This is a genomic window from Shigella sonnei (genome assembly GCF_002950395.1).
Classification (GTDB): domain Bacteria; phylum Pseudomonadota; class Gammaproteobacteria; order Enterobacterales; family Enterobacteriaceae; genus ECMA0423.
Genome location: NZ_CP026802.1, coordinates 407,503 through 426,988 on the forward strand (window position 1 = coordinate 407,503; position 19,486 = coordinate 426,988).

18 protein-coding genes and 1 pseudogene are annotated in these 19,486 nt (G+C 53.7%); 17 read left to right on the forward strand and 2 right to left on the reverse strand.

Annotated features, from left to right (window positions below):
• Nucleotides 1–16: 16 nt before the first annotated feature.
• The 5 genes from aroC to C1P89_RS02270 are packed head-to-tail and all read left to right on the forward strand — an operon-like array spanning nucleotide 17 to nucleotide 3,599.
• The gene (gene aroC / locus C1P89_RS02250; protein ID WP_000918470.1) at nucleotides 17–1,102 is read left to right on the forward strand and encodes a chorismate synthase; all 1,086 of its coding nucleotides are present in this window, start codon (nucleotides 17–19) and stop codon (nucleotides 1,100–1,102) included.
• A gap of 3 nt (nucleotides 1,103–1,105) precedes the next feature.
• Complete coding sequence (gene mepA / locus C1P89_RS02255) at nucleotides 1,106–1,930, forward strand: penicillin-insensitive murein endopeptidase (protein WP_001043823.1); 825 nt, start codon at nucleotides 1,106–1,108, stop codon at nucleotides 1,928–1,930.
• Nucleotides 1,930–2,739 carry a sulfite exporter TauE/SafE family protein gene (locus tag C1P89_RS02260; RefSeq protein WP_000447361.1) on the forward strand — a complete coding sequence of 270 codons (810 nt, stop codon included), beginning with the start codon at nucleotides 1,930–1,932 and terminating at the stop codon, nucleotides 2,737–2,739. The genes mepA and C1P89_RS02260 overlap by 1 nt, the downstream gene beginning before the upstream one ends.
• Nucleotides 2,739–3,287 (forward strand): elongation factor P hydroxylase, encoded by a 549-nt coding sequence (gene epmC / locus C1P89_RS02265; RefSeq protein ID WP_001089241.1) that lies wholly within the window; start codon nucleotides 2,739–2,741, stop codon nucleotides 3,285–3,287. Before C1P89_RS02260 ends, epmC begins: the two co-directional genes overlap by 1 nt.
• Nucleotides 3,288–3,320: 33 nt before the next feature.
• Complete coding sequence (locus C1P89_RS02270) at nucleotides 3,321–3,599, forward strand: YfcL family protein (protein WP_000559764.1); 279 nt, start codon at nucleotides 3,321–3,323, stop codon at nucleotides 3,597–3,599.
• Nucleotides 3,600–3,719: 120 nt separating this feature from the next.
• On the opposite strand, the gene mnmC is transcribed toward C1P89_RS02270, so the two are convergent.
• Nucleotides 3,720–5,726 (reverse strand): bifunctional tRNA (5-methylaminomethyl-2-thiouridine)(34)-methyltransferase MnmC2/FAD-dependent 5-carboxymethylaminomethyl-2-thiouridine(34) oxidoreductase MnmC1, encoded by a 2,007-nt coding sequence (gene mnmC, locus C1P89_RS02275; protein WP_000683819.1) that lies wholly within the window; start codon nucleotides 5,724–5,726, stop codon nucleotides 3,720–3,722.
• A 158-nt stretch (nucleotides 5,727–5,884) separates the two neighbouring features.
• Between mnmC and fabB the strand changes: the two genes are divergently transcribed.
• Entirely contained in the window at nucleotides 5,885–7,105 is a 1,221-nt protein-coding gene (gene fabB, locus C1P89_RS02280) for a beta-ketoacyl-ACP synthase I (RefSeq protein ID WP_000817183.1), read from the forward strand.
• Nucleotides 7,106–7,379: 274 nt separating this feature from the next.
• Entirely contained in the window at nucleotides 7,380–8,558 is a 1,179-nt protein-coding gene (locus tag C1P89_RS02285) for an MFS transporter (protein ID WP_000127773.1), read from the forward strand.
• On the opposite strand, the pseudogene flk reads toward C1P89_RS02285, so the two are convergent.
• Nucleotides 8,555–9,549: pseudogene (gene flk, locus C1P89_RS25735) on the reverse strand (flagella biosynthesis regulator Flk). The gene C1P89_RS02285 and the pseudogene flk overlap by 4 nt on opposite strands.
• 98 nt (nucleotides 9,550–9,647) lie before the next feature.
• Here flk and pdxB point away from each other — a divergent pair.
• The 10 genes from pdxB (at nucleotide 9,648) to ubiX (ending at nucleotide 19,442) form a co-directional block, all read left to right on the forward strand.
• On the forward strand, nucleotides 9,648–10,784 hold the full coding sequence (gene pdxB / locus C1P89_RS02300) for a 4-phosphoerythronate dehydrogenase PdxB (protein WP_000699121.1): 1,137 nt from the start codon (nucleotides 9,648–9,650) through the stop codon (nucleotides 10,782–10,784).
• 65 nt (nucleotides 10,785–10,849) lie between these two features.
• Nucleotides 10,850–11,863: an aspartate-semialdehyde dehydrogenase gene (locus C1P89_RS02305; protein ID WP_001289165.1), complete on the forward strand. Its 1,014-nt coding sequence runs from the start codon at nucleotides 10,850–10,852 to the stop codon at nucleotides 11,861–11,863.
• Nucleotides 11,863–12,675, forward strand: coding sequence for a tRNA pseudouridine(38-40) synthase TruA (gene truA, locus C1P89_RS02310; RefSeq protein ID WP_001283580.1), 813 nt, complete (start codon nucleotides 11,863–11,865; stop codon nucleotides 12,673–12,675). Before C1P89_RS02305 ends, truA begins: the two co-directional genes overlap by 1 nt.
• An 82-nt stretch (nucleotides 12,676–12,757) precedes the next feature.
• On the forward strand, nucleotides 12,758–13,417 hold the full coding sequence (locus C1P89_RS02315) for a DedA family protein (RefSeq protein WP_000364331.1): 660 nt from the start codon (nucleotides 12,758–12,760) through the stop codon (nucleotides 13,415–13,417).
• 155 nt (nucleotides 13,418–13,572) lie between these two features.
• Nucleotides 13,573–14,487 (forward strand): acetyl-CoA carboxylase, carboxyltransferase subunit beta, encoded by a 915-nt coding sequence (accD, locus tag C1P89_RS02320; protein WP_000118398.1) that lies wholly within the window; start codon nucleotides 13,573–13,575, stop codon nucleotides 14,485–14,487.
• A 69-nt stretch (nucleotides 14,488–14,556) separates the two neighbouring features.
• The gene (folC, locus tag C1P89_RS02325; protein WP_000584571.1) at nucleotides 14,557–15,825 is read left to right on the forward strand and encodes a bifunctional tetrahydrofolate synthase/dihydrofolate synthase; all 1,269 of its coding nucleotides are present in this window, start codon (nucleotides 14,557–14,559) and stop codon (nucleotides 15,823–15,825) included.
• A complete protein-coding gene (gene dedD / locus C1P89_RS02330) occupies nucleotides 15,815–16,477 on the forward strand; it encodes a cell division protein DedD (RefSeq protein WP_000146992.1) in 663 nt (220 codons plus the stop codon). Before folC ends, dedD begins: the two co-directional genes overlap by 11 nt.
• Nucleotides 16,478–16,735: 258 nt before the next feature.
• Nucleotides 16,736–17,224, forward strand: coding sequence for a colicin V production protein (cvpA, locus tag C1P89_RS02335; protein ID WP_000262113.1), 489 nt, complete (start codon nucleotides 16,736–16,738; stop codon nucleotides 17,222–17,224).
• 36 nt (nucleotides 17,225–17,260) lie between these two features.
• Nucleotides 17,261–18,778 (forward strand): amidophosphoribosyltransferase, encoded by a 1,518-nt coding sequence (purF, locus tag C1P89_RS02340; protein WP_000334220.1) that lies wholly within the window; start codon nucleotides 17,261–17,263, stop codon nucleotides 18,776–18,778.
• Nucleotides 18,779–18,872: 94 nt separating this feature from the next.
• A complete protein-coding gene (ubiX, locus tag C1P89_RS02345; RefSeq protein ID WP_000825704.1) occupies nucleotides 18,873–19,442 on the forward strand; it encodes a flavin prenyltransferase UbiX in 570 nt (189 codons plus the stop codon).
• The last annotated feature ends 44 nt before the right edge of the window (nucleotides 19,443–19,486 follow it).

Consider the following 19,486-nt stretch of genomic DNA (forward strand, 5'->3'; position numbering starts at 1 on the left):
CAATAACGGAGCCGTGATGGCTGGAAACACAATTGGACAACTCTTTCGCGTAACCACCTTCGGCGAATCGCATGGGCTGGCGCTCGGCTGCATCGTCGATGGTGTTCCGCCAGGCATTCCGCTGACGGAAGCGGACCTGCAACATGACCTCGACCGTCGTCGCCCTGGGACATCGCGCTATACCACCCAGCGCCGCGAGCCGGATCAGGTCAAAATTCTCTCCGGTGTTTTTGAAGGCGTTACTACTGGCACCAGCATTGGCTTGTTGATCGAAAACACTGACCAGCGCTCTCAGGATTACAGCGCAATTAAAGACGTTTTCCGCCCAGGCCATGCTGATTACACCTACGAACAAAAATACGGTCTGCGCGATTATCGCGGCGGTGGACGTTCTTCCGCCCGCGAAACCGCCATGCGCGTGGCGGCAGGGGCGATTGCCAAAAAATATCTCGCCGAGAAATTTGGTATTGAAATCCGCGGCTGCTTGACCCAGATGGGCGACATTCCGCTGGAAATCAAAGACTGGTCGCTGGTTGAACAAAATCCGTTCTTCTGCCCGGACCCGGACAAAATCGACGCGTTAGATGAACTGATGCGCGCGCTGAAAAAAGAGGGCGACTCCATCGGCGCGAAAGTCACCGTTGTTGCCAGTGGTGTCCCCGCCGGACTTGGCGAGCCGGTCTTTGACCGCCTGGATGCCGACATCGCCCATGCGCTGATGAGCATCAACGCGGTGAAAGGCGTGGAAATTGGCGACGGTTTTGACGTAGTGGCGCTGCGCGGCAGCCAGAACCGCGACGAAATCACCAAAGACGGTTTCCAGAGCAACCATGCGGGCGGCATTCTCGGCGGTATCAGCAGCGGGCAGCAAATCATTGCTCATATGGCGCTGAAACCGACCTCCAGCATTACCGTGCCGGGGCGCACTATTAACCGCTTTGGCGAAGAAGTTGAGATGATCACCAAAGGCCGTCACGATCCCTGTGTCGGGATCCGTGCAGTGCCGATCGCTGAAGCGATGCTGGCGATCGTTTTAATGGATCACCTGTTACGGCAGCGGGCGCAAAATGCCGATGTGAAGACTGATATTCCACGCTGGTAAAAAATGAACAAAACCGCGATTGCGCTGCTGGCTCTGCTTGCCAGTAGCGCTAGCCTGGCAGCGACGCCGTGGCAAAAAATAACCCAACCTGTGCCGGGTAGCGCACAATCGATAGGCAGTTTTTCTAATGGCTGTATTGTCGGCGCTGACACGTTGCCGATACAGTCCGAACATTATCAGGTCATGCGTACCGATCAGCGTCGCTATTTCGGTCACCCGGATCTGGTGATGTTTATCCAGCGTCTGAGTAGCCAGGTGAGCAATCTGGGCATGGGTACGGTGCTGATTGGCGATATGGGGATGCCCGCTGGTGGGCGTTTCAACGGCGGTCATGCCAGCCACCAGACCGGACTGGATGTCGATATCTTTCTGCAACTGCCGAAAACTCGCTGGACCTCCGCGCAGCTCTTGCGCCCGCAAGCACTGGACTTAGTTTCCCGCGACGGTAAACACGTTGTCTCCACGCTGTGGAAGCCAGAAATTTTCAGCTTGATCAAACTCGCTGCCCAGGACAAAGACGTCACGCGCATTTTTGTTAATCCGGCGATTAAACAACAACTTTGCCTTGATGCGGGCACCGATCGCGACTGGTTGCGCAAAGTGCGACCCTGGTTCCAGCATCGCGCGCATATGCATGTACGATTACGTTGCCCTGCCGATAGTCTGGAGTGTGAAGATCAACCTTTACCGCCATCAGGCGATGGTTGCGGGGCAGAACTGCAAAGCTGGTTTGCACCTCTAAAACCGGGAACAACAAAGCCTGAGAAGAAGACACCGCCTCCGTTGCCGCCTTCCTGCCAGGCGCTACTGGATGAGCACGTGATCTAATGGAAACGTTTAATAGCCTGTTTATGGTTTCCCCGCTGTTGCTGGGAGTTCTCTTTTTTGTCGCCATGCTGGCGGGATTTATCGACTCGATTGCCGGTGGCGGTGGGTTACTCACCATTCCGGCATTGATGGCTGCGGGAATGTCTCCCGCTAACGCGCTGGCAACCAATAAACTGCAAGCCTGCGGCGGCTCTATTTCCGCCACTATCTACTTTATTCGCCGCAAAGTGGTTAGTTTAAGCGATCAGAAACTCAATATTGCCATGACCTTTGTCGGCTCAATGAGCGGCGCACTGTTGGTACAGTACGTTCAGGCTGATGTCTTACGGCAGATTTTGCCCATTCTGGTGATTTGTATCGGCCTCTATTTCTTGCTGATGCCAAAGCTGGGTGAAGAAGATCGCCAGCGCCGGATGTACGGTTTACCCTTCGCGTTAATTGCCGGTGGCTGCGTCGGTTTTTATGACGGATTCTTTGGCCCGGCTGCCGGATCGTTTTACGCGCTGGCCTTCGTTACGCTGTGCGGATTCAACCTCGCCAAAGCCACGGCTCACGCCAAATTACTCAACGCAACGTCAAACATTGGCGGTCTGCTGCTGTTTATTCTCGGCGGCAAAGTGATTTGGGCGACGGGCTTTGTCATGCTGGTGGGGCAGTTCCTCGGCGCGCGCATGGGTTCACGGCTGGTGTTGAGCAAAGGACAAAAGCTGATCCGCCCGATGATTGTTATCGTCTCGGCGGTGATGAGTGCCAAATTACTTTACGATAGCCACGGACAGGAGATCCTCCACTGGTTGGGGATGAACTAATGAACAGTACACACCACTATGAGCAGTTGATTGAAATTTTTAATAGCTGCTTTGCCGATGAATTTAATACCCGTCTGATTAAAGGCGACGACGAACCGATCTATCTTCCTGCTGATGCGGAAGTACCGTATAACCGAATTGTCTTTGCCCACGGCTTTTATGCCAGCGCAATTCATGAGATTTCGCACTGGTGTATTGCCGGAAAAGCGCGCCGTGAGCTGGTTGATTTCGGCTACTGGTATTGCCCGGATGGGCGTGATGCCCAAACGCAAAGCCAGTTTGAAGATGTTGAAGTGAAGCCGCAGGCACTCGACTGGTTGTTCTGTGTGGCGGCGGGATATCCGTTTAACGTCAGTTGCGACAATCTGGAAGGCGACTTCGAACCGGATCGTGTTGTGTTTCAACGGCGGGTACATGCGCAGGTGATGGATTATCTGACAAATGGCATTCCCGAGCGTCCGGCACGCTTCATTAAAGCACTACAAAATTATTATCACACGCCGGAACTTACGGCGGAACAGTTCCCGTGGCCGGAAGCGCTCAACTGAAGCCGGTGCCACGTTTTACAATGAGGAAAGAAGATGATCGCGGAGTTTGAATCACGCATTCTGGCATTAATCGACGGCATGGTTGACCATGCCAGTGATGATGAGTTGTTTGCCAGTGGGTATTTGCGTGGCCACCTGACATTAGCCATCGCAGAACTGGAAAGTGGTGATGACCACTCCGCTCAGGCGGTGCATACGACCGTTAGCCAGAGTCTGGAAAAAGCCATTGGTGCCGGTGAATTGTCGCCGCGTGACCAGGCGCTGGTGACCGATATGTGGGAAAACCTGTTTCAGCAGGCGTCACAGCAGTAAGTTGCGGCGTCTGGAGCACCATGCCTGATGCGACGCTTATCGCGTCTTATCAGGCCTACACGTCACACGTAGGTCGGATAAGGCGTTCACGCCGCATCCGGCAAACACTGCGAGAGCAGATTACCCCGCCTTAACCGCTTTACCCTTCAACAATTTCCGCACCCATAACCGATTCGGGTTTAACGCCGTCAGCGTACTGGCATCCATCGGAATCGGTTCGTCGCTCATCTGCGCCGCCAGAATCTCGGCACACAGCGGGGCAGAACACAAACCGCGAGAACCTAAAGCCGCAAACATAAAGAGATCGTCAAAAACCGGCGCGCTTACCGCCTCATCTTTCTGCTCCGCCAACGACGCATATTCCACGAGTGTTGCCTCATAATCGGGAACATTGCCTACCATTGGCAGATGATCGCGGGTGGCACAACGCACACCGCAGCGCGCCTCTTTATCACTGACATCAACCTCTTTTGCCCACTGTGCCTGCGGGAAACAATCAATCAACCGCTGGCGATTCTGCTGCTGATCGTCCTCACTGTACGCCGTATCTTCGCTGCCGCGATGATAACTGGCACCAATACAATGATGTTGATTCGCCGGATTTTGTGGCGTGAGATAACCGTCATAGCACAGCACCTGCTTCAGCTCTGCCAGTTCCGGCGTTGTCGGAATATGGCTGACCTGCCCGGCAACCGAATACACCGGGAGAGTCGACGTTTGGCTGAAACGGCTGATTTGATGCCCGTTCGCCAGTACCACTACGCTGTGTGTTGCTTGCTGATCTCCTGCAAAATTCAACAACCAACAGTCATCCTTACGGGATAAATTCTGTAACTGATATTGATAATAAATCTGCAAACCCTGCTGTTGCGCCAGTTCCAGCACATTACGGGTCAGTTCTGCTGGGCACAGCCAACCACCTTGCGGATAAGTAATGCCGCTGCAATTTGTCGCAACGCCCGTAATTTGTTCAACCGCATTTGCCTCAACGGCTACAGCCAGTTCTGCGGGTAAATCCATTGACAACATCTGTGCGATTTTATGCTGGCTTTTCTCATCCCAGCCTAACTGCGTGACGCCGCACCAGTCATGATCAAATTTAACGGGTAATTGGTCGTAAAACCGACGAGCAAAAGTAAACGCATTAGAGAAAAAGCGGTTTAGCGCCTCATCGTGTTTGCTTAATAACGGATACAGCGCCCCCTGGCGATTGCCGGAAGCACCCAGCGCGGGGGCTTCATCCGCGCAATAAAGCGCTACCTGCCAGCCGCGCCGTAATAACGCCAGCGACAACAACGCGCTGGCAATACCACCGCCGATAATCGCTACTTCCCGTTTGCTGCTGCCCGTACGATTAAACCACGGCGTGGAGCAGGGGAGTGGTAATGTCTGTTCCATCACCCCACAAAGCATTTCCCGTTTGCGCCCAAAGCCCTTACGTTTTTGCATCGTGAATCCGGCTTCCTGCAAACCGCGGCGGACAAAACCGGCAGACGTAAATGTCGCCAGCGTGCCGCCTGGACGCGCCAACCTTGCCATGGCGTTAAACAGATTTTGCGTCCACATATCCGGGTTTTTAGCTGGCGCAAAGCCGTCCAGAAACCAGGCATCTACTTTTTGATTTAGCGAATCGTCCAGTTGGCTGGTCAGTTCGTTAATATCGCCAAACCATAAATCCAGCGTCACGCGGCCTTCATTGAGCAATAAACGATGGCAACCGGGCAAGGGCATTGGCCACTGCGCCTGAAGTTGTTCTGCCCACGGAGCCAGTTCCGGCCAGTGTTGATGCGCTAAGGCTAAATCCGCACGGGTGAGGGGAAATTTCTCAAAACTAATGAAATGTAAGCGTTGTAATTGCGCTTGCGGATGCGCTTCGCGAAACTGATCAAATGCCTGCCATAGCGTCAGGAAGTTTAATCCGGTGCCGAAGCCGCTCTCTGCTACCACAAACAGAGGATGTGGATGCTCAGGAAAGCGTACCTCTAATTGGTTGCCTCCCAGAAAAACATAACGCGTCTCTTCCAGCCCGTTATCGTTGGAAAAATAGACATCGTCAAAATCTCGGGAAACAGGTGTACCCTCAGCATTAAATTCGAGGTTGGCAGGTTGTATGGAGTAGTGTTTCACGTAAGTTACTCGTCTTACAGGCGGTGGCTCGATCTTAGCGATGTGTGTAAGGCTGCGCAAATTTCTCTATTAAATGGCTGATCGGACTTGTTCGGCGTACAAGTGTACGCTATTGTGCATTCGAAACTTACTCTATGTGCGACTTACAGAGGTATTGAATGAAACGTGCAGTGATTACTGGCCTGGGCATTGTTTCCAGCATCGGTAATAACCAGCAGGAAGTCCTGGCATCTCTGCGTGAAGGACGTTCAGGGATCACTTTCTCTCAGGAGCTGAAGGATTCCGGCATGCGTAGCCACGTCTGGGGCAACGTAAAACTGGATACCACTGGCCTCATTGACCGCAAAGTTGTGCGCTTTATGAGCGACGCATCCATTTATGCATTCCTTTCTATGGAGCAGGCAATCGCAGATGCGGGCCTTTCTCCGGAAGCTTACCAGAATAACCCGCGCGTTGGCCTGATTGCAGGTTCTGGCGGCGGTTCCCCGCGTTTCCAGGTATTCGGCGCTGACGCAATGCGCGGCCCGCGCGGCCTGAAAGCGGTTGGCCCGTATGTGGTCACCAAAGCGATGGCATCCGGCGTTTCTGCCTGCCTCGCCACGCCGTTTAAAATTCATGGCGTTAACTACTCCATCAGCTCCGCGTGTGCGACTTCCGCACACTGTATCGGTAACGCAGTAGAGCAGATCCAACTGGGCAAACAGGACATCGTGTTTGCTGGCGGCGGCGAAGAGCTGTGCTGGGAAATGGCCTGCGAATTCGACGCGATGGGTGCGCTGTCTACTAAATACAACGACACCCCGGAAAAAGCCTCCCGTACTTACGACGCTCACCGTGACGGTTTCGTTATCGCTGGCGGCGGCGGTATGGTAGTGGTTGAAGAGCTGGAACACGCGCTGGCGCGTGGTGCTCACATCTATGCTGAAATCGTTGGCTACGGCGCAACCTCTGATGGTGCAGACATGGTTGCTCCGTCTGGCGAAGGCGCAGTACGTTGTATGCAGATGGCGATGCATGGCGTTGATACCCCAATCGATTACCTGAACTCTCACGGTACTTCGACTCCGGTTGGCGACGTGAAAGAGCTGGCAGCTATCCGTGAAGTGTTCGGCGATAAGAGCCCGGCGATTTCTGCAACCAAAGCCATGACCGGTCACTCACTGGGCGCTGCGGGTGTGCAGGAAGCTATCTACTCTCTGCTGATGCTGGAACACGGCTTTATCGCCCCGAGCATCAACATTGAAGAGCTGGACGAGCAGGCTGCGGGTCTGAACATCGTGACCGAAACGACCGATCGCGAACTGACCACTGTTATGTCTAACAGCTTCGGCTTCGGCGGCACCAACGCCACGCTGGTAATGCGCAAGCTGAAAGATTAATTCGCAGTAGGCCGGAGTAGGTCGGATAAGACGCGCCAGCGTCGCATCCGACGTTACGCGCCAATGCGGCCTCCGGCACTAACGCAAAAGGGAACCTGATGGTTCCCTTTTTCACATCATTGACAATCGCCACCAGTTCCAGGCAAACTTCCCGCTTTGTCGATTTCCTTCTGAAAAGACGTACGCGTTAAATCCTGCCAACGCACCGTAACCCTGAAACCAGAGAGATGAGACGGGGATACTCCTCGCCTTGCGCTGCATTCTGGAGTAATGCATGACTGCTGTAAGCCAAACCGAAACACGATCTTCTGCCAATTTTTCGCTCTTCCGCATCGCTTTTGCGGTTTTTCTCACCTACATGACCGTAGGGCTGCCGTTGCCGGTTATCCCGCTGTTTGTTCATCATGAACTGGGCTATGGCAATACCATGGTCGGCATTGCCGTCGGGATTCAGTTTCTGGCTACGGTGCTGACGCGTGGCTATGCCGGGCGACTGGCCGATCAATATGGCGCAAAACGTTCGGCGCTTCAGGGGATGTTAGCTTGTGGTCTGGCTGGCGGCGCGTTGCTGCTGGCGGCGATTTTGCCTGTCTCCGCACCGTTCAAATTTGCCCTGTTGGTCATCGGGCGTTTGATTCTTGGGTTTGGTGAAAGCCAGTTACTGACAGGCGCTCTGACCTGGGGGTTAGGCATCGTAGGGCCAAAACACTCTGGCAAAGTGATGTCATGGAATGGAATGGCGATTTACGGTGCCCTCGCTGTTGGTGCTCCGCTTGGCCTGTTGATTCATAGCCATTACGGTTTTGCCGCACTGGCGATCACCACAATGGTATTACCCTTACTGGCGTGGGCCTGTAACGGCACAGTGCGCAAAGTACCGGCCCTGGCGGGAGAACGTCCATCGCTGTGGAGCGTTGTCGGGTTTATCTGGAAACCAGGGTTAGGGCTGGCACTACAAGGCGTTGGTTTTGCGGTTATCGGGACTTTCGTTTCGCTCTACTTTGCCAGCAAAGGATGGGCGATGGCGGGCTTTACTCTTACCGAGTTTGGCGGCGCATTTGTCGTGATGCGCGTCATGTTTGGCTGGATGCCGGACCGTTTTGGCGGCGTGAAAGTGGCGATTGTCTCTCTGCTTGTAGAAACGGTGGGCTTGTTGCTGCTCTGGCAAGCCCCAGGTGCGTGGGTCGCATTAGCGGGCGCGGCGTTAACCGGAGCCGGATGTTCGCTTATCTTTCCTGCGCTGGGCGTGGAGGTGGTTAAACGCGTCCCCTCACAAGTTCGCGGCACCGCACTGGGCGGTTACGCCGCGTTTCAGGATATCGCCCTCGGCGTCTCCGGGCCGCTGGCGGGAATGCTGGCGACCACGTTTGGTTACTCTTCGGTATTTCTTGCCGGGGCGATCTCTGCGGTGCTGGGAATTATTGTCACGATACTGTCATTTCGTCGGGGCTAACGAACCAGCCAGACCAGCATCAGGATAATCGCGACTAACAGTATCCACAGCGCGGGACGCGTTGCCATATTTTGCAACGTGTCCATCATCGGTGGAAAAGGATTAAGCAGCGGTTGCATATCACGCGGATCAATCCCTTTAACCCGCCGTTGATAAAGCTGATTAAGAATATCCTCGGCCTGGGCAGAAGAAAGCGATGATTGCGCAGAAAGACCATATTTTTGCTGGATATACGCCGATAACGCTGCCAGTTCACTGGCATCTAAAGGTTGTTTTAGCGCCATCTGTAGTGATTCCAGCGTCGGCGTATTTTGCTGGCTTAACGTCTGGCGCGCCTGCAACCAGGTCACCAGATGGTTAAACAGTTTCGCTGGAATTAACTCGCCATCGTTCACCCCGGAAAGTTCCAGCATCGATTGCCAGATCTGTTTGCTGGGTTCCCCCGTTGCCGCCGCAAGTTTGGTCACCAGCTGTTTTAGCGCATTGTGCTCCGCCGGTAATAAAGGACGGTCGGTCGCCTCGCGCTGCTGTGGTTGCGGAATAACCATCTTCCCTTCCTGCAACAGGGTGAGAATGGTTTTTAATTGCTCCGGTGAGAGCTGATTCAGCGGCGTCTGACCAAAGTTATGACGGATATAATCCGTGACCGCCTGACGATTATTCCCCAGACGTAAATACTCCCTAATTGCGCTAAAAGCTGGCGGGCAGAATGGCTTTTTTGCGCGGCCAGCAGACGTTGCGCCAGATTATGCTCAGCGGCAGGGAAGTGACGCGAAAGCAGCGGTGAATCTCCCGACAGACCAATATCGTGCCTGATACCCGCCCACAGTTCTGCTCTTTGTTGTTGCGTCAGTGAGGTCACTTTCGTCATTAAGCTTTCCAGCGAAGTACGTTGCTGACTGGATAAAGGCTGATTGCCCGCGCCAGACGGCAGGTTATCTCCCTGACCTGGTGGTTGCCCAGGAGGAGGGCCGGAAATAGGTTGTATCATTACGTATCCTTATACCTGAAATCTTCGCAAGTATGCCTGGCCGCGAGATTATGGCACACTTGTCCGGTTAACTCTCGTCTCATACAGGTAACACAAACGTGAAAATCCTTGTTGATGAAAATATGCCTTATGCCCGCGACTTATTTAGCCGTTTGGGTGAGGTGACCGCGGTTCCCGGGCGTCCAATCCCCGTCGCTCAACTGGCAGACGCGGATGCGCTGATGGTGCGTTCGGTCACGAAAGTGAATGAATCTTTGCTGGCAGGAAAACCCATTAAATTTGTTGGCACTGCCACTGCGGGGACCGACCATGTCGATGAAGCATGGTTGAAGCAGGCGGGAATTGGTTTTTCCGCTGCACCTGGCTGTAATGCGATTGCGGTGGTGGAATATGTTTTCTCCTCACTACTGATGCTTGCCGAACGCGATGGATTTTCACTGCACGACCGTACGGTGGGGATCGTGGGCGTTGGTAACGTTGGACGTCGATTGCAGGCGCGACTGGAAGCGTTAGGGATTAAAACATTGCTTTGCGATCCGCCTCGCGCTGACCGTGGGGATGAGGGTGATTTCCGCTCGCTGGATGAATTAGTTCAGCATGCGGATATTCTGACTTTCCATACGCCACTCTTCAAAGATGGGCCGTACAAAACGCTGCATCTGGCGGATGAAAAACTGATCCGTAGCCTGAAGCCGGGAGCGATTCTGATTAACGCCTGCCGTGGCGCAGTCGTCGATAATACTGCGTTGCTGACCTGCCTGAATGAAGGCCAGAAGTTAAGCGTAGTGCTGGATGTCTGGGAAGGCGAACCGGAACTTAACGTGGAGTTGCTGACAAAAGTGGATATCGGCACGCCGCATATCGCAGGTTATACCCTGGAAGGTAAAGCACGCGGTACTACGCAAGTGTTTGAAGCCTATAGCAAGTTTATTGGGCATGAACAGCACGTTGCGCTGGATACATTACTGCCCGCGCCAGAGTTTGGTCGCATTACGCTGCATGGCCCGCTCGATCAACCGACGCTGAAAAGGCTGGTGCATTTGGTGTATGATGTGCGCCGCGATGACGCACCGCTGCGTAAAGTCGCCGGGATACCGGGTGAGTTCGATAAACTGCGCAAAAACTATCTTGAGCGCCGTGAATGGTCATCTCTGTATGTAATTTGTGATGACGCCAGTGCGGCATCATTGCTGTGTAAACTGGGTTTTAACGCCGTTCATCATCCGGCACGTTAATCTCTTCTTCATGCTCTCTGCTGTAACATTGGCAGGGAGCTTTGCTATTTCTGGAGTAAACCACCATGTCTGAAGGCTGGAACATTGCCGTCCTGGGCGCAACTGGCGCTGTGGGCGAAGCCCTGCTTGAAACGCTGGCTGAACGTCAGTTCCCGGTTGGGGAAATTTATGCACTGGCACGTAACGAAAGCGCAGGCGAACAACTGCGCTTTGGTGGTAAAACAATCACTGTGCAGGATGCCGCTGAATTCGACTGGACGCAGGCGCAGCTGGCATTTTTTGTCGCAGGCAAAGAAGCTACCGCTGCCTGGGTTGAAGAAGCGACCAACTCAGGTTGCCTGGTGATCGACAGCAGCGGACTGTTTGCTCTCGAACCCGACGTACCGCTGGTGGTGCCGGAAGTAAACCCGTTTGTACTGACCGATTACCGCAACCGGAATGTCATCGCCGTACCAGACAGTCTGACCAGCCAGCTGCTGGCGGCACTGAAACCGTTAATCGATCAGGGCGGTTTGTCGCGTATCAGTGTTACCAGCCTGATTTCAGCCTCCGCCCAGGGCAAAAAAGCGGTCGATGCGTTAGCGGGGCAGAGTGCGAAATTGCTCAACGGCATTCCGATTGACGAAGAAGATTTCTTCGGTCGTCAACTGGCGTTCAATATGCTGCCGTTGTTGCCGGATAGCGAAGGTAGCGTGCGTGAAGAACGTCGTATCGTTGACGAAGTACGCAAAATCCTGCAGGACGAAGGGCTGATGATTTCGGCAAGCGTCGTCCAGGCACCGGTATTCTACGGTCATGCCCAGATGGTCAACTTTGAAGCACTGCGTCCGCTGGCGGCAGAAGAAGCGCGTGATGCGTTTGCTCAGGGCGAAGATATTGTGCTCTCTGAAGAGAACGAATTCCCGACTCAGGTAGGGGATGCTTCGGGTACGCCGCATCTTTCTGTTGGCTGCGTGCGTAATGACTACGGTATGCCGGAGCAAGTCCAGTTCTGGTCGGTGGCCGATAACGTTCGCTTTGGCGGCGCGCTGATGGCAGTAAAAATCGCCGAGAAACTGGTGCAGGAGTATCTGTACTAATGTCCGACCAGCAACAACTGCCAGTTTATAAAATTGCGCTGGGCATTGAGTACGACGGCAGTAAGTATTACGGCTGGCAACGGCAGAATGAAGTCCGCAGTGTGCAGGAGAAGCTGGAAAAGGCGCTCTCCCAGGTGGCGAACGAACCCATCACCGTCTTCTGCGCCGGGCGTACTGACGCAGGGGTACACGGTACCGGGCAGGTGGTGCATTTCGAAACAACCGCGCAGCGCAAAGACGCGGCGTGGACCTTGGGCGTAAATGCGAATTTACCTGGTGACATCGCCGTGCGTTGGGTTAAAGCTGTACCTGATGATTTTCATGCCCGATTTAGCGCCACGGCTCGCCGTTATCGCTACATCATCTACAATCATCGGCTGCGCCCGGCGGTATTGAGTAAAGGGGTAACCCATTTTTACGAACCGCTGGACGCTGAACGGATGCATCGGGCTGCGCAATGCTTGCTGGGCGAGAATGATTTCACCTCGTTCCGTGCGGTGCAGTGCCAGTCCCGAACCCCGTGGCGCAACGTTATGCATATTAATGTCACGCGTCACGGTCCTTATGTGGTGGTAGATATCAAAGCGAATGCCTTTGTACATCATATGGTCAGGAATATTGTCGGCAGCCTGATGGAAGTCGGTGCCCACAACCAGCCGGAGAGATGGATAGCAGAGTTGCTGGCGGCAAAGGACAGAACGCTGGCGGCAGCAACGGCAAAAGCGGAAGGGCTGTATCTGGTCGCGGTGGATTACCCTGACCGGTATGATCTTCCAAAACCGCCAATGGGCCCGCTATTTCTGGCGGACTAACGAGAATAATGCTCGGAACATTTCAGGCTGTAGCCAACGTAGTTACAGCCTGAAAGATGACGAGTACAAGGCATAGGCAAATATGGACCTGATTTATTTCCTCATCGATTTTATCCTGCACATTGACGTGCATCTGGCAGAGCTGGTCGCGGAGTACGGCGTCTGGGTTTATGCCATTCTGTTTTTGATTCTGTTCTGCGAAACGGGGCTGGTGGTAACGCCATTCCTGCCTGGTGATTCGCTGCTGTTTGTTGCTGGTGCATTGGCGTCGCTGGAAACTAACGATCTCAATGTCCATATGATGGTGGTGCTTATGTTGATTGCCGCTATTGTCGGTGATGCAGTAAACTATACCATTGGACGGTTATTTGGTGACAAACTGTTCAGTAACCCGGATTCGAAAATCTTTCGTCGCAGTTATCTTGATAAGACTCATCAGTTTTACGAGAGACATGGCGGCAAAACGATTATTCTCGCCCGTTTTGTACCGATCGTCAGAACGTTCGCGCCGTTTGTTGCGGGAATGGGCCACATGTCGTACCGTCATTTCGCCGCTTATAACGTGATCGGCGCACTGTTGTGGGTACTGATTTTTACCTACGCGGGTTATTTCTTCGGCACGCTCCCCTTCATTCAGAGCAACCTTAAGCTGATGATTGTTGGCATTATTTTTGTTTCAATATTGCCTGGGGTTTTCGAATTTATTCGTCACAAACGCGCTGCGGCACGCGCCGCAAAATAAAAAGTAACTCCGCGGTTCGACCACTTTTTTATCCAAAGTTTCGGGCTGTTATGTTTTAATGTGCAACATTCATGGTCTGTTGGGGGCAAAAATGGCATTATGCGTCCCCAAAGATAAAACTGGCATCGAACCAGGTTCAGACAGAAAGGTCCCTAATGAGCTGGATTGAACGAATTAAAAGCAACATTACTCCCACCCGCAAGGCGAGCATTCCTGAAGGGGTGTGGACTAAGTGTGATAGCTGCGGTCAGGTTTTATACCGCGCTGAGCTGGAACGTAATCTTGAGGTCTGTCCGAAGTGTGACCATCACATGCGTATGACAGCGCGTAATCGCCTGCATAGCCTGTTAGATGAAGGAAGCCTTGTGGAGCTGGGTAGCGAGCTTGAGCCGAAAGATGTGCTGAAGTTTCGTGACTCCAAGAAGTATAAAGACCGTCTGGCTTCTGCGCAGAAAGAAACCGGCGAAAAAGATGCGCTGGTGGTGATGAAAGGCACTCTGTATGGAATGCCGGTTGTCGCTGCGGCATTCGAGTTCGCCTTTATGGGCGGTTCAATGGGGTCTGTTGTGGGTGCACGTTTCGTGCGTGCCGTTGAGCAGGCGCTGGAAGATAACTGCCCGCTGATCTGCTTCTCCGCCTCTGGTGGCGCACGTATGCAGGAAGCACTGATGTCGCTGATGCAGATGGCGAAAACCTCTGCGGCACTGGCAAAAATGCAGGAGCGCGGCTTGCCGTACATCTCCGTGCTGACCGACCCGACGATGGGCGGTGTTTCTGCAAGTTTCGCCATGCTGGGCGATCTCAACATCGCTGAACCGAAAGCGTTAATTGGCTTTGCCGGTCCGCGTGTTATCGAACAGACCGTTCGCGAAAAACTGCCGCCAGGATTCCAGCGCAGTGAATTCCTGATCGAGAAAGGCGCCATCGACATGATCGTCCATCGTCCGGAAATGCGCCTGAAACTGGCGAGCATTCTGGCGAAGTTGATGAATCTGCCAGCGCCGAATCCTGAAGCGCCGCGTGAAGGCGTAGTGGTACCCCCGGTACCGGATCAGGAACCTGAGGCCTGATAACTGATAAGGGCAGGGCCACTGGCTCTGCCCTTTTGCTATTCTCACCGTAACGAATCAGCGGATACCATGATTATCAAACGCACTCCTCAAGCCGCGTCGCCTCTGGCTTCGTGGCTTTCTTATCTGGAAAACCTGCACAGTAAAACTATCGATCTCGGCCTTGAGCGCGTGAGCCAGGTCGCGGCGCGTCTTGGCGTCCTGAAACCAGCGCCATTTGTGTTTACCGTTGCGGGTACGAATGGCAAAGGCACCACCTGCCGTACGCTGGAGTCGATTCTGATGGCGGCAGGGTACAAAGTGGGCGTCTACAGTTCACCGCATCTGGTGCGTTATACCGAGCGCGTACGTGTGCAGGGGCAGGAATTGCCGGAATCGGCCCACACCGCCTCTTTTGCGGAGATTGAATCGGCACGCGGTGATATTTCCCTGACCTATTTCGAGTACGGTACGCTGTCGGCGTTGTGGCTGTTCAAACAGGCACAACTTGACGTAGTGATTCTGGAAGTAGGGCTGGGCGGTCGTCTGGACGCAACCAATATTGTCGATGCCGATGTGGCTGTAGTAACCAGCATTGCGCTGGATCATACCGACTGGCTGGGACCAGATCGCGAAAGTATTGGTCGCGAGAAAGCAGGCATCTTTCGCAGCGCAAAACCGGCAATTGTCGGTGAGCCGGAAATGCCTTCTACCATTGCTGATGTGGCGCAGGAAAAAGGTGCACTGTTACAACGTCGGGGCGTTGAGTGGAACTATTCCGTCACCGATCATGACTGGGCGTTTAGCGATGCTCACGGCACGCTGGAAAATCTGCCGTTGCCGCTTGTCCCGCAACCGAATGCCGCAACAGCGCTGGCGGCACTGCGTGCCAGCGGGCTGGAAGTCAGTGAAAATGCCATTCGCGACGGGATTGCCAGCGCAATTTTGCCGGGACGTTTCCAGATTGTGAGCGAGTCGCCACGCGTTATTTTTGATGTCGCGCATAATCCACATGCGGCGGAATATCTCACCGGGCGTATGAAAGCGCTACCGAAAAACGGGCGCGTGCTGGCGGTTATCGGTATGCTACATGATAAAGATATTGCCGGAACTCTGGCCTGGTTGAAAAGCGTGGTTGATGACTGGTATTGTGCGCCACTGGAAGGGCCGCGCGGTGCCACGGCAGAACAACTGCTTGAGCATTTGGGTAACGGCAAATCATTTGATAGCGTTGCGCAGGCATGGGATGCCGCAATGGCGGACGCTAAAGCGGAAGACACCGTGCTGGTGTGTGGTTCTTTCCACACGGTCGCACATGTCATGGAAGTGATTGACGCGAGGAGAAGCGGTGGCAAGTAAGTTTCAGAATCGGTTAGTGGGCACGATCGTGCTGGTGGCGCTGGGGGTGATTGTACTTCCAGGGCTGCTGGACGGGCAGAAAAAACATTATCAGGATGAGTTTGCGGCTATCCCGCTGGTTCCAAAAGCGGGCGATCGCGATGAGCCTGATATGATGCCAGCCGCCACCCAGGCGTTGCCGACGCAGCCGCCGGAAGGCGCAGCGGAAGAGGTGCGGGCAGGTGATGCCGCAGCACCGTCGCTCGATCCGGCCACTATTGCAGCCAATAACACCGAGTTTGAACCGGAACCTGCACCGGTCGCCCCACCGAAGCCGAAACCGGTGGAGCCGCCTAAACCGAAGGTTGAAGCACCACCTGCGCCGAAGCCAGAACCGAAGCCGGTCGTGGAAGAAAAAGCAGCGCCAACGGGTAAAGCCTATGTTGTGCAACTGGGTGCGCTGAAAAATGCCGATAAAGTGAATGAGATTGTCGGTAAGCTGCGCGGTGCCGGTTATCGGGTTTATACGTCGCCATCCACGCCAGTGCAGGGTAAAATTACCCGTATTCTGGTTGGGCCGGATGCCTCGAAAGATAAGCTGAAAGGTTCGCTGGGTGAGTTGAAGCAACTTTCTGGCTTAAGTGGCGTGGTAATGGGCTATACGCCGAATTAATACAGTCTTGCCTGATGCGACGCTGGCGCGTCTTATCAGGCCTGGGCAGTGTTAGAACCGTAGGTCGGATAAGGCGTTTACGCCGCATCCGACACGCATTGCACGATGCCGCAAAGGCATAAAAAGTCGATGGCGTTGAATATTTTTTCAGCGCCATTTTTATTGATGCGTGGGAAGGAAATCCCTACGCAAACGTTTTCTTTTTCTGTTAGAATGCGCCCCGAACAGGATGACAGGGCGTAAAATCGTGGGACACATATGGTCTGGATTGATTACGCCATAATCGCGGTGATTGCTTTTTCCTCTCTGGTTAGCCTGATCCGCGGCTTTGTTCGTGAAGCGTTATCGCTGGTGACATGGGGTTGTGCTTTCTTTGTTGCCAGTCATTACTACACTTACCTGTCAGTCTGGTTTACGGGCTTTGAAGACGAACTGGTTCGAAATGGAATTGCCATCGCGGTACTGTTTATCGCTACCCTGATTGTTGGTGCTATCGTGAACTTCGTGATAGGCCAGTTGGTGGAGAAAACGGGGTTGTCAGGCACCGATCGGGTGCTGGGCGTCTGTTTCGGTGCGTTGCGCGGTGTGTTGATTGTTGCCGCCATTCTCTTCTTTCTCGACTCCTTTACCGGGGTGTCGAAAAGCGAAGACTGGAGCAAATCACAGCTGATCCCGCAGTTCAGTTTTATCATCAGATGGTTTTTTGATTATCTGCAAAGCTCGTCAAGTTTCTTGCCCAGAGCGTAAGTGCTCTGAGATGTGGCTTAACGAGGAAAAAGACGTATGTGCGGTATTGTCGGTATCGCCGGTGTTATGCCGGTTAACCAGTCGATTTATGATGCCTTAACGGTGCTTCAGCATCGCGGTCAGGATGCCGCCGGCATCATCACCATAGATGCCAATAACTGCTTCCGTTTGCGTAAAGCGAACGGGCTGGTGAGCGATGTATTTGAAGCTCGCCATATGCAGCGTTTGCAGGGCAATATGGGCATTGGTCATGTGCGTTACCCTACGGCTGGCAGCTCCAGCGCCTCTGAAGCGCAGCCGTTTTACGTTAACTCCCCGTATGGCATTACGCTTGCCCACAACGGCAATCTGACCAACGCTCACGAGTTGCGTAAAAAACTGTTTGAAGAAAAACGCCGCCACATCAACACCACTTCCGACTCGGAAATTCTGCTTAATATCTTCGCTAGCGAGCTGGACAACTTCCGCCACTACCCGCTGGAAGCCGACAATATTTTCGCTGCCATTGCTGCCACAAACCGCTTAATCCGCGGCGCATATGCCTGTGTGGCGATGATTATCGGCCACGGTATGGTTGCTTTCCGCGATCCAAACGGGATTCGTCCGCTGGTACTGGGAAAACGTGATATTGACGAGAACCGTACAGAATATATGGTCGCTTCCGAAAGCGTAGCGCTCGATACGCTGGGCTTTGATTTCCTGCGTGACGTCGCGCCGGGCGAAGCGATTTACATCACTGAAGAAGGGCAGTTGTTTACCCGTCAATGTGCTGACAATCCGGTCAGCAATCCGTGCCTGTTTGAGTATGTATACTTTGCTCGCCCGGACTCGTTCATCGACAAAATTTCCGTTTACAGCGCGCGTGTGAATATGGGCACGAAACTGGGCGAGAAAATTGCCCGCGAATGGGAAGATCTGGATATCGACGTGGTGATCCCGATCCCAGAAACCTCGTGTGATATCGCGCTGGAAATTGCTCGTATTCTGGGCAAACCGTACCGCCAGGGCTTCGTTAAAAACCGCTATGTTGGCCGCACCTTTATCATGCCGGGCCAGCAGCTGCGTCGTAAGTCCGTGCGCCGTAAACTGAATGCCAACCGCGCCGAGTTCCGCGATAAAAACGTCCTGCTGGTCGACGACTCCATCGTCCGTGGCACCACTTCTGAGCAGATTATCGAGATGGCACGCGAAGCCGGAGCGAAGAAAGTGTACCTCGCTTCTGCGGCACCGGAAATTCGCTTCCCGAACGTTTATGGTATTGATATGCCGAGCGCCACGGAACTGATCGCTCACGGTCGCGAAGTTGATGAAATTCGCCAGATCATCGGTGCTGACGGGTTGATTTTCCAGGATCTGAACGATCTGATCGACGCCGTTCGCGCTGAAAATCCGGATATCCAGCAGTTTGAATGCTCGGTGTTCAACGGCGTCTACGTCACCAAAGATGTTGATCAGGGCTACCTCGATTTCCTCGATACGTTACGTAATGATGACGCCAAAGCAGTGCAACGTCAGAACGAAGTGGAAAATCTCGAAATGCATAACGAAGGATGATGCCTTCGCTGAGGGTGCCGGTCTGGCACCCTGACTTGCAACTCCCGCCGAAATACTGCAAAGTCTGCCTGCAAGTCTGACAGGGCAACTATTTATGAAACGACTCATTGTAGGCATCAGCGGTGCCAGCGGCGCGATTTATGGCGTGCGCTTATTACAGGTTCTGCGCGATGTCACAGATATCGAAACGCATCTGGTGATGAGCCAGGCGGCGCGCCAGACCTTATCCCTCGAAACGGATTTTTCCCTGCGCGAAGTGCAGGCATTAGCTGATGTCACGCACGATGCGCGCGATATTTCCGCCAGCATCTCTTCCGGTTCTTTCCAGACGCTGGGGATGGTGATTTTACCCTGTTCAATCAAAACCCTTTCCGGCATTGTCCATAGCTATACTGATGGCTTACTGACCCGTGCGGCAGATGTGGTGCTGAAAGAGCGTCGCCCGTTGGTGCTCTGCGTGCGTGAAACACCATTGCACTTAGGCCATCTGCGTTTAATGACTCAGGCGGCAGAAATCGGTGCGGTGATTATGCCTCCCGTTCCGGCGTTTTATCATCGCCCGCAATCCCTTGATGATGTGATAAATCAGACGGTTAATCGTGTTCTTGACCAGTTTGCAATAACCCTTCCTGAAGATCTCTTTGCCCGCTGGCAGGGCGCATAACTCCGCTGTTGCCCTGTTTCAGGGCAATTTTGCAACCGCGATCA

What these genes read in the sequence shown, in the direction of transcription:
- C1P89_RS02270 (WP_000559764.1), top strand. Translation starts at nt 3,321, where the DNA reads ATGATCGCGGAGTTTGAATCACGCATTCTGGCATTAATCGACGGCATG.
- accD (WP_000118398.1), top strand. Translation starts at nt 13,573, where the DNA reads ATGAGCTGGATTGAACGAATTAAAAGCAACATTACTCCCACCCGCAAG.
- fabB (WP_000817183.1), top strand. Translation starts at nt 5,885, where the DNA reads ATGAAACGTGCAGTGATTACTGGCCTGGGCATTGTTTCCAGCATCGGT.
- cvpA (WP_000262113.1), top strand. Translation starts at nt 16,736, where the DNA reads ATGGTCTGGATTGATTACGCCATAATCGCGGTGATTGCTTTTTCCTCT.
- C1P89_RS02285 (WP_000127773.1), top strand. Translation starts at nt 7,380, where the DNA reads ATGACTGCTGTAAGCCAAACCGAAACACGATCTTCTGCCAATTTTTCG.
- purF (WP_000334220.1), top strand. Translation starts at nt 17,261, where the DNA reads ATGTGCGGTATTGTCGGTATCGCCGGTGTTATGCCGGTTAACCAGTCG.
- C1P89_RS02260 (WP_000447361.1), top strand. Translation starts at nt 1,930, where the DNA reads ATGGAAACGTTTAATAGCCTGTTTATGGTTTCCCCGCTGTTGCTGGGA.
- C1P89_RS02315 (WP_000364331.1), top strand. Translation starts at nt 12,758, where the DNA reads ATGGACCTGATTTATTTCCTCATCGATTTTATCCTGCACATTGACGTG.
- aroC (WP_000918470.1), top strand. Translation starts at nt 17, where the DNA reads ATGGCTGGAAACACAATTGGACAACTCTTTCGCGTAACCACCTTCGGC.
- epmC (WP_001089241.1), top strand. Translation starts at nt 2,739, where the DNA reads ATGAACAGTACACACCACTATGAGCAGTTGATTGAAATTTTTAATAGC.
- truA (WP_001283580.1), top strand. Translation starts at nt 11,863, where the DNA reads ATGTCCGACCAGCAACAACTGCCAGTTTATAAAATTGCGCTGGGCATT.
- C1P89_RS02305 (WP_001289165.1), top strand. Translation starts at nt 10,850, where the DNA reads ATGTCTGAAGGCTGGAACATTGCCGTCCTGGGCGCAACTGGCGCTGTG.
- mepA (WP_001043823.1), top strand. Translation starts at nt 1,106, where the DNA reads ATGAACAAAACCGCGATTGCGCTGCTGGCTCTGCTTGCCAGTAGCGCT.
- folC (WP_000584571.1), top strand. Translation starts at nt 14,557, where the DNA reads ATGATTATCAAACGCACTCCTCAAGCCGCGTCGCCTCTGGCTTCGTGG.
- ubiX (WP_000825704.1), top strand. Translation starts at nt 18,873, where the DNA reads ATGAAACGACTCATTGTAGGCATCAGCGGTGCCAGCGGCGCGATTTAT.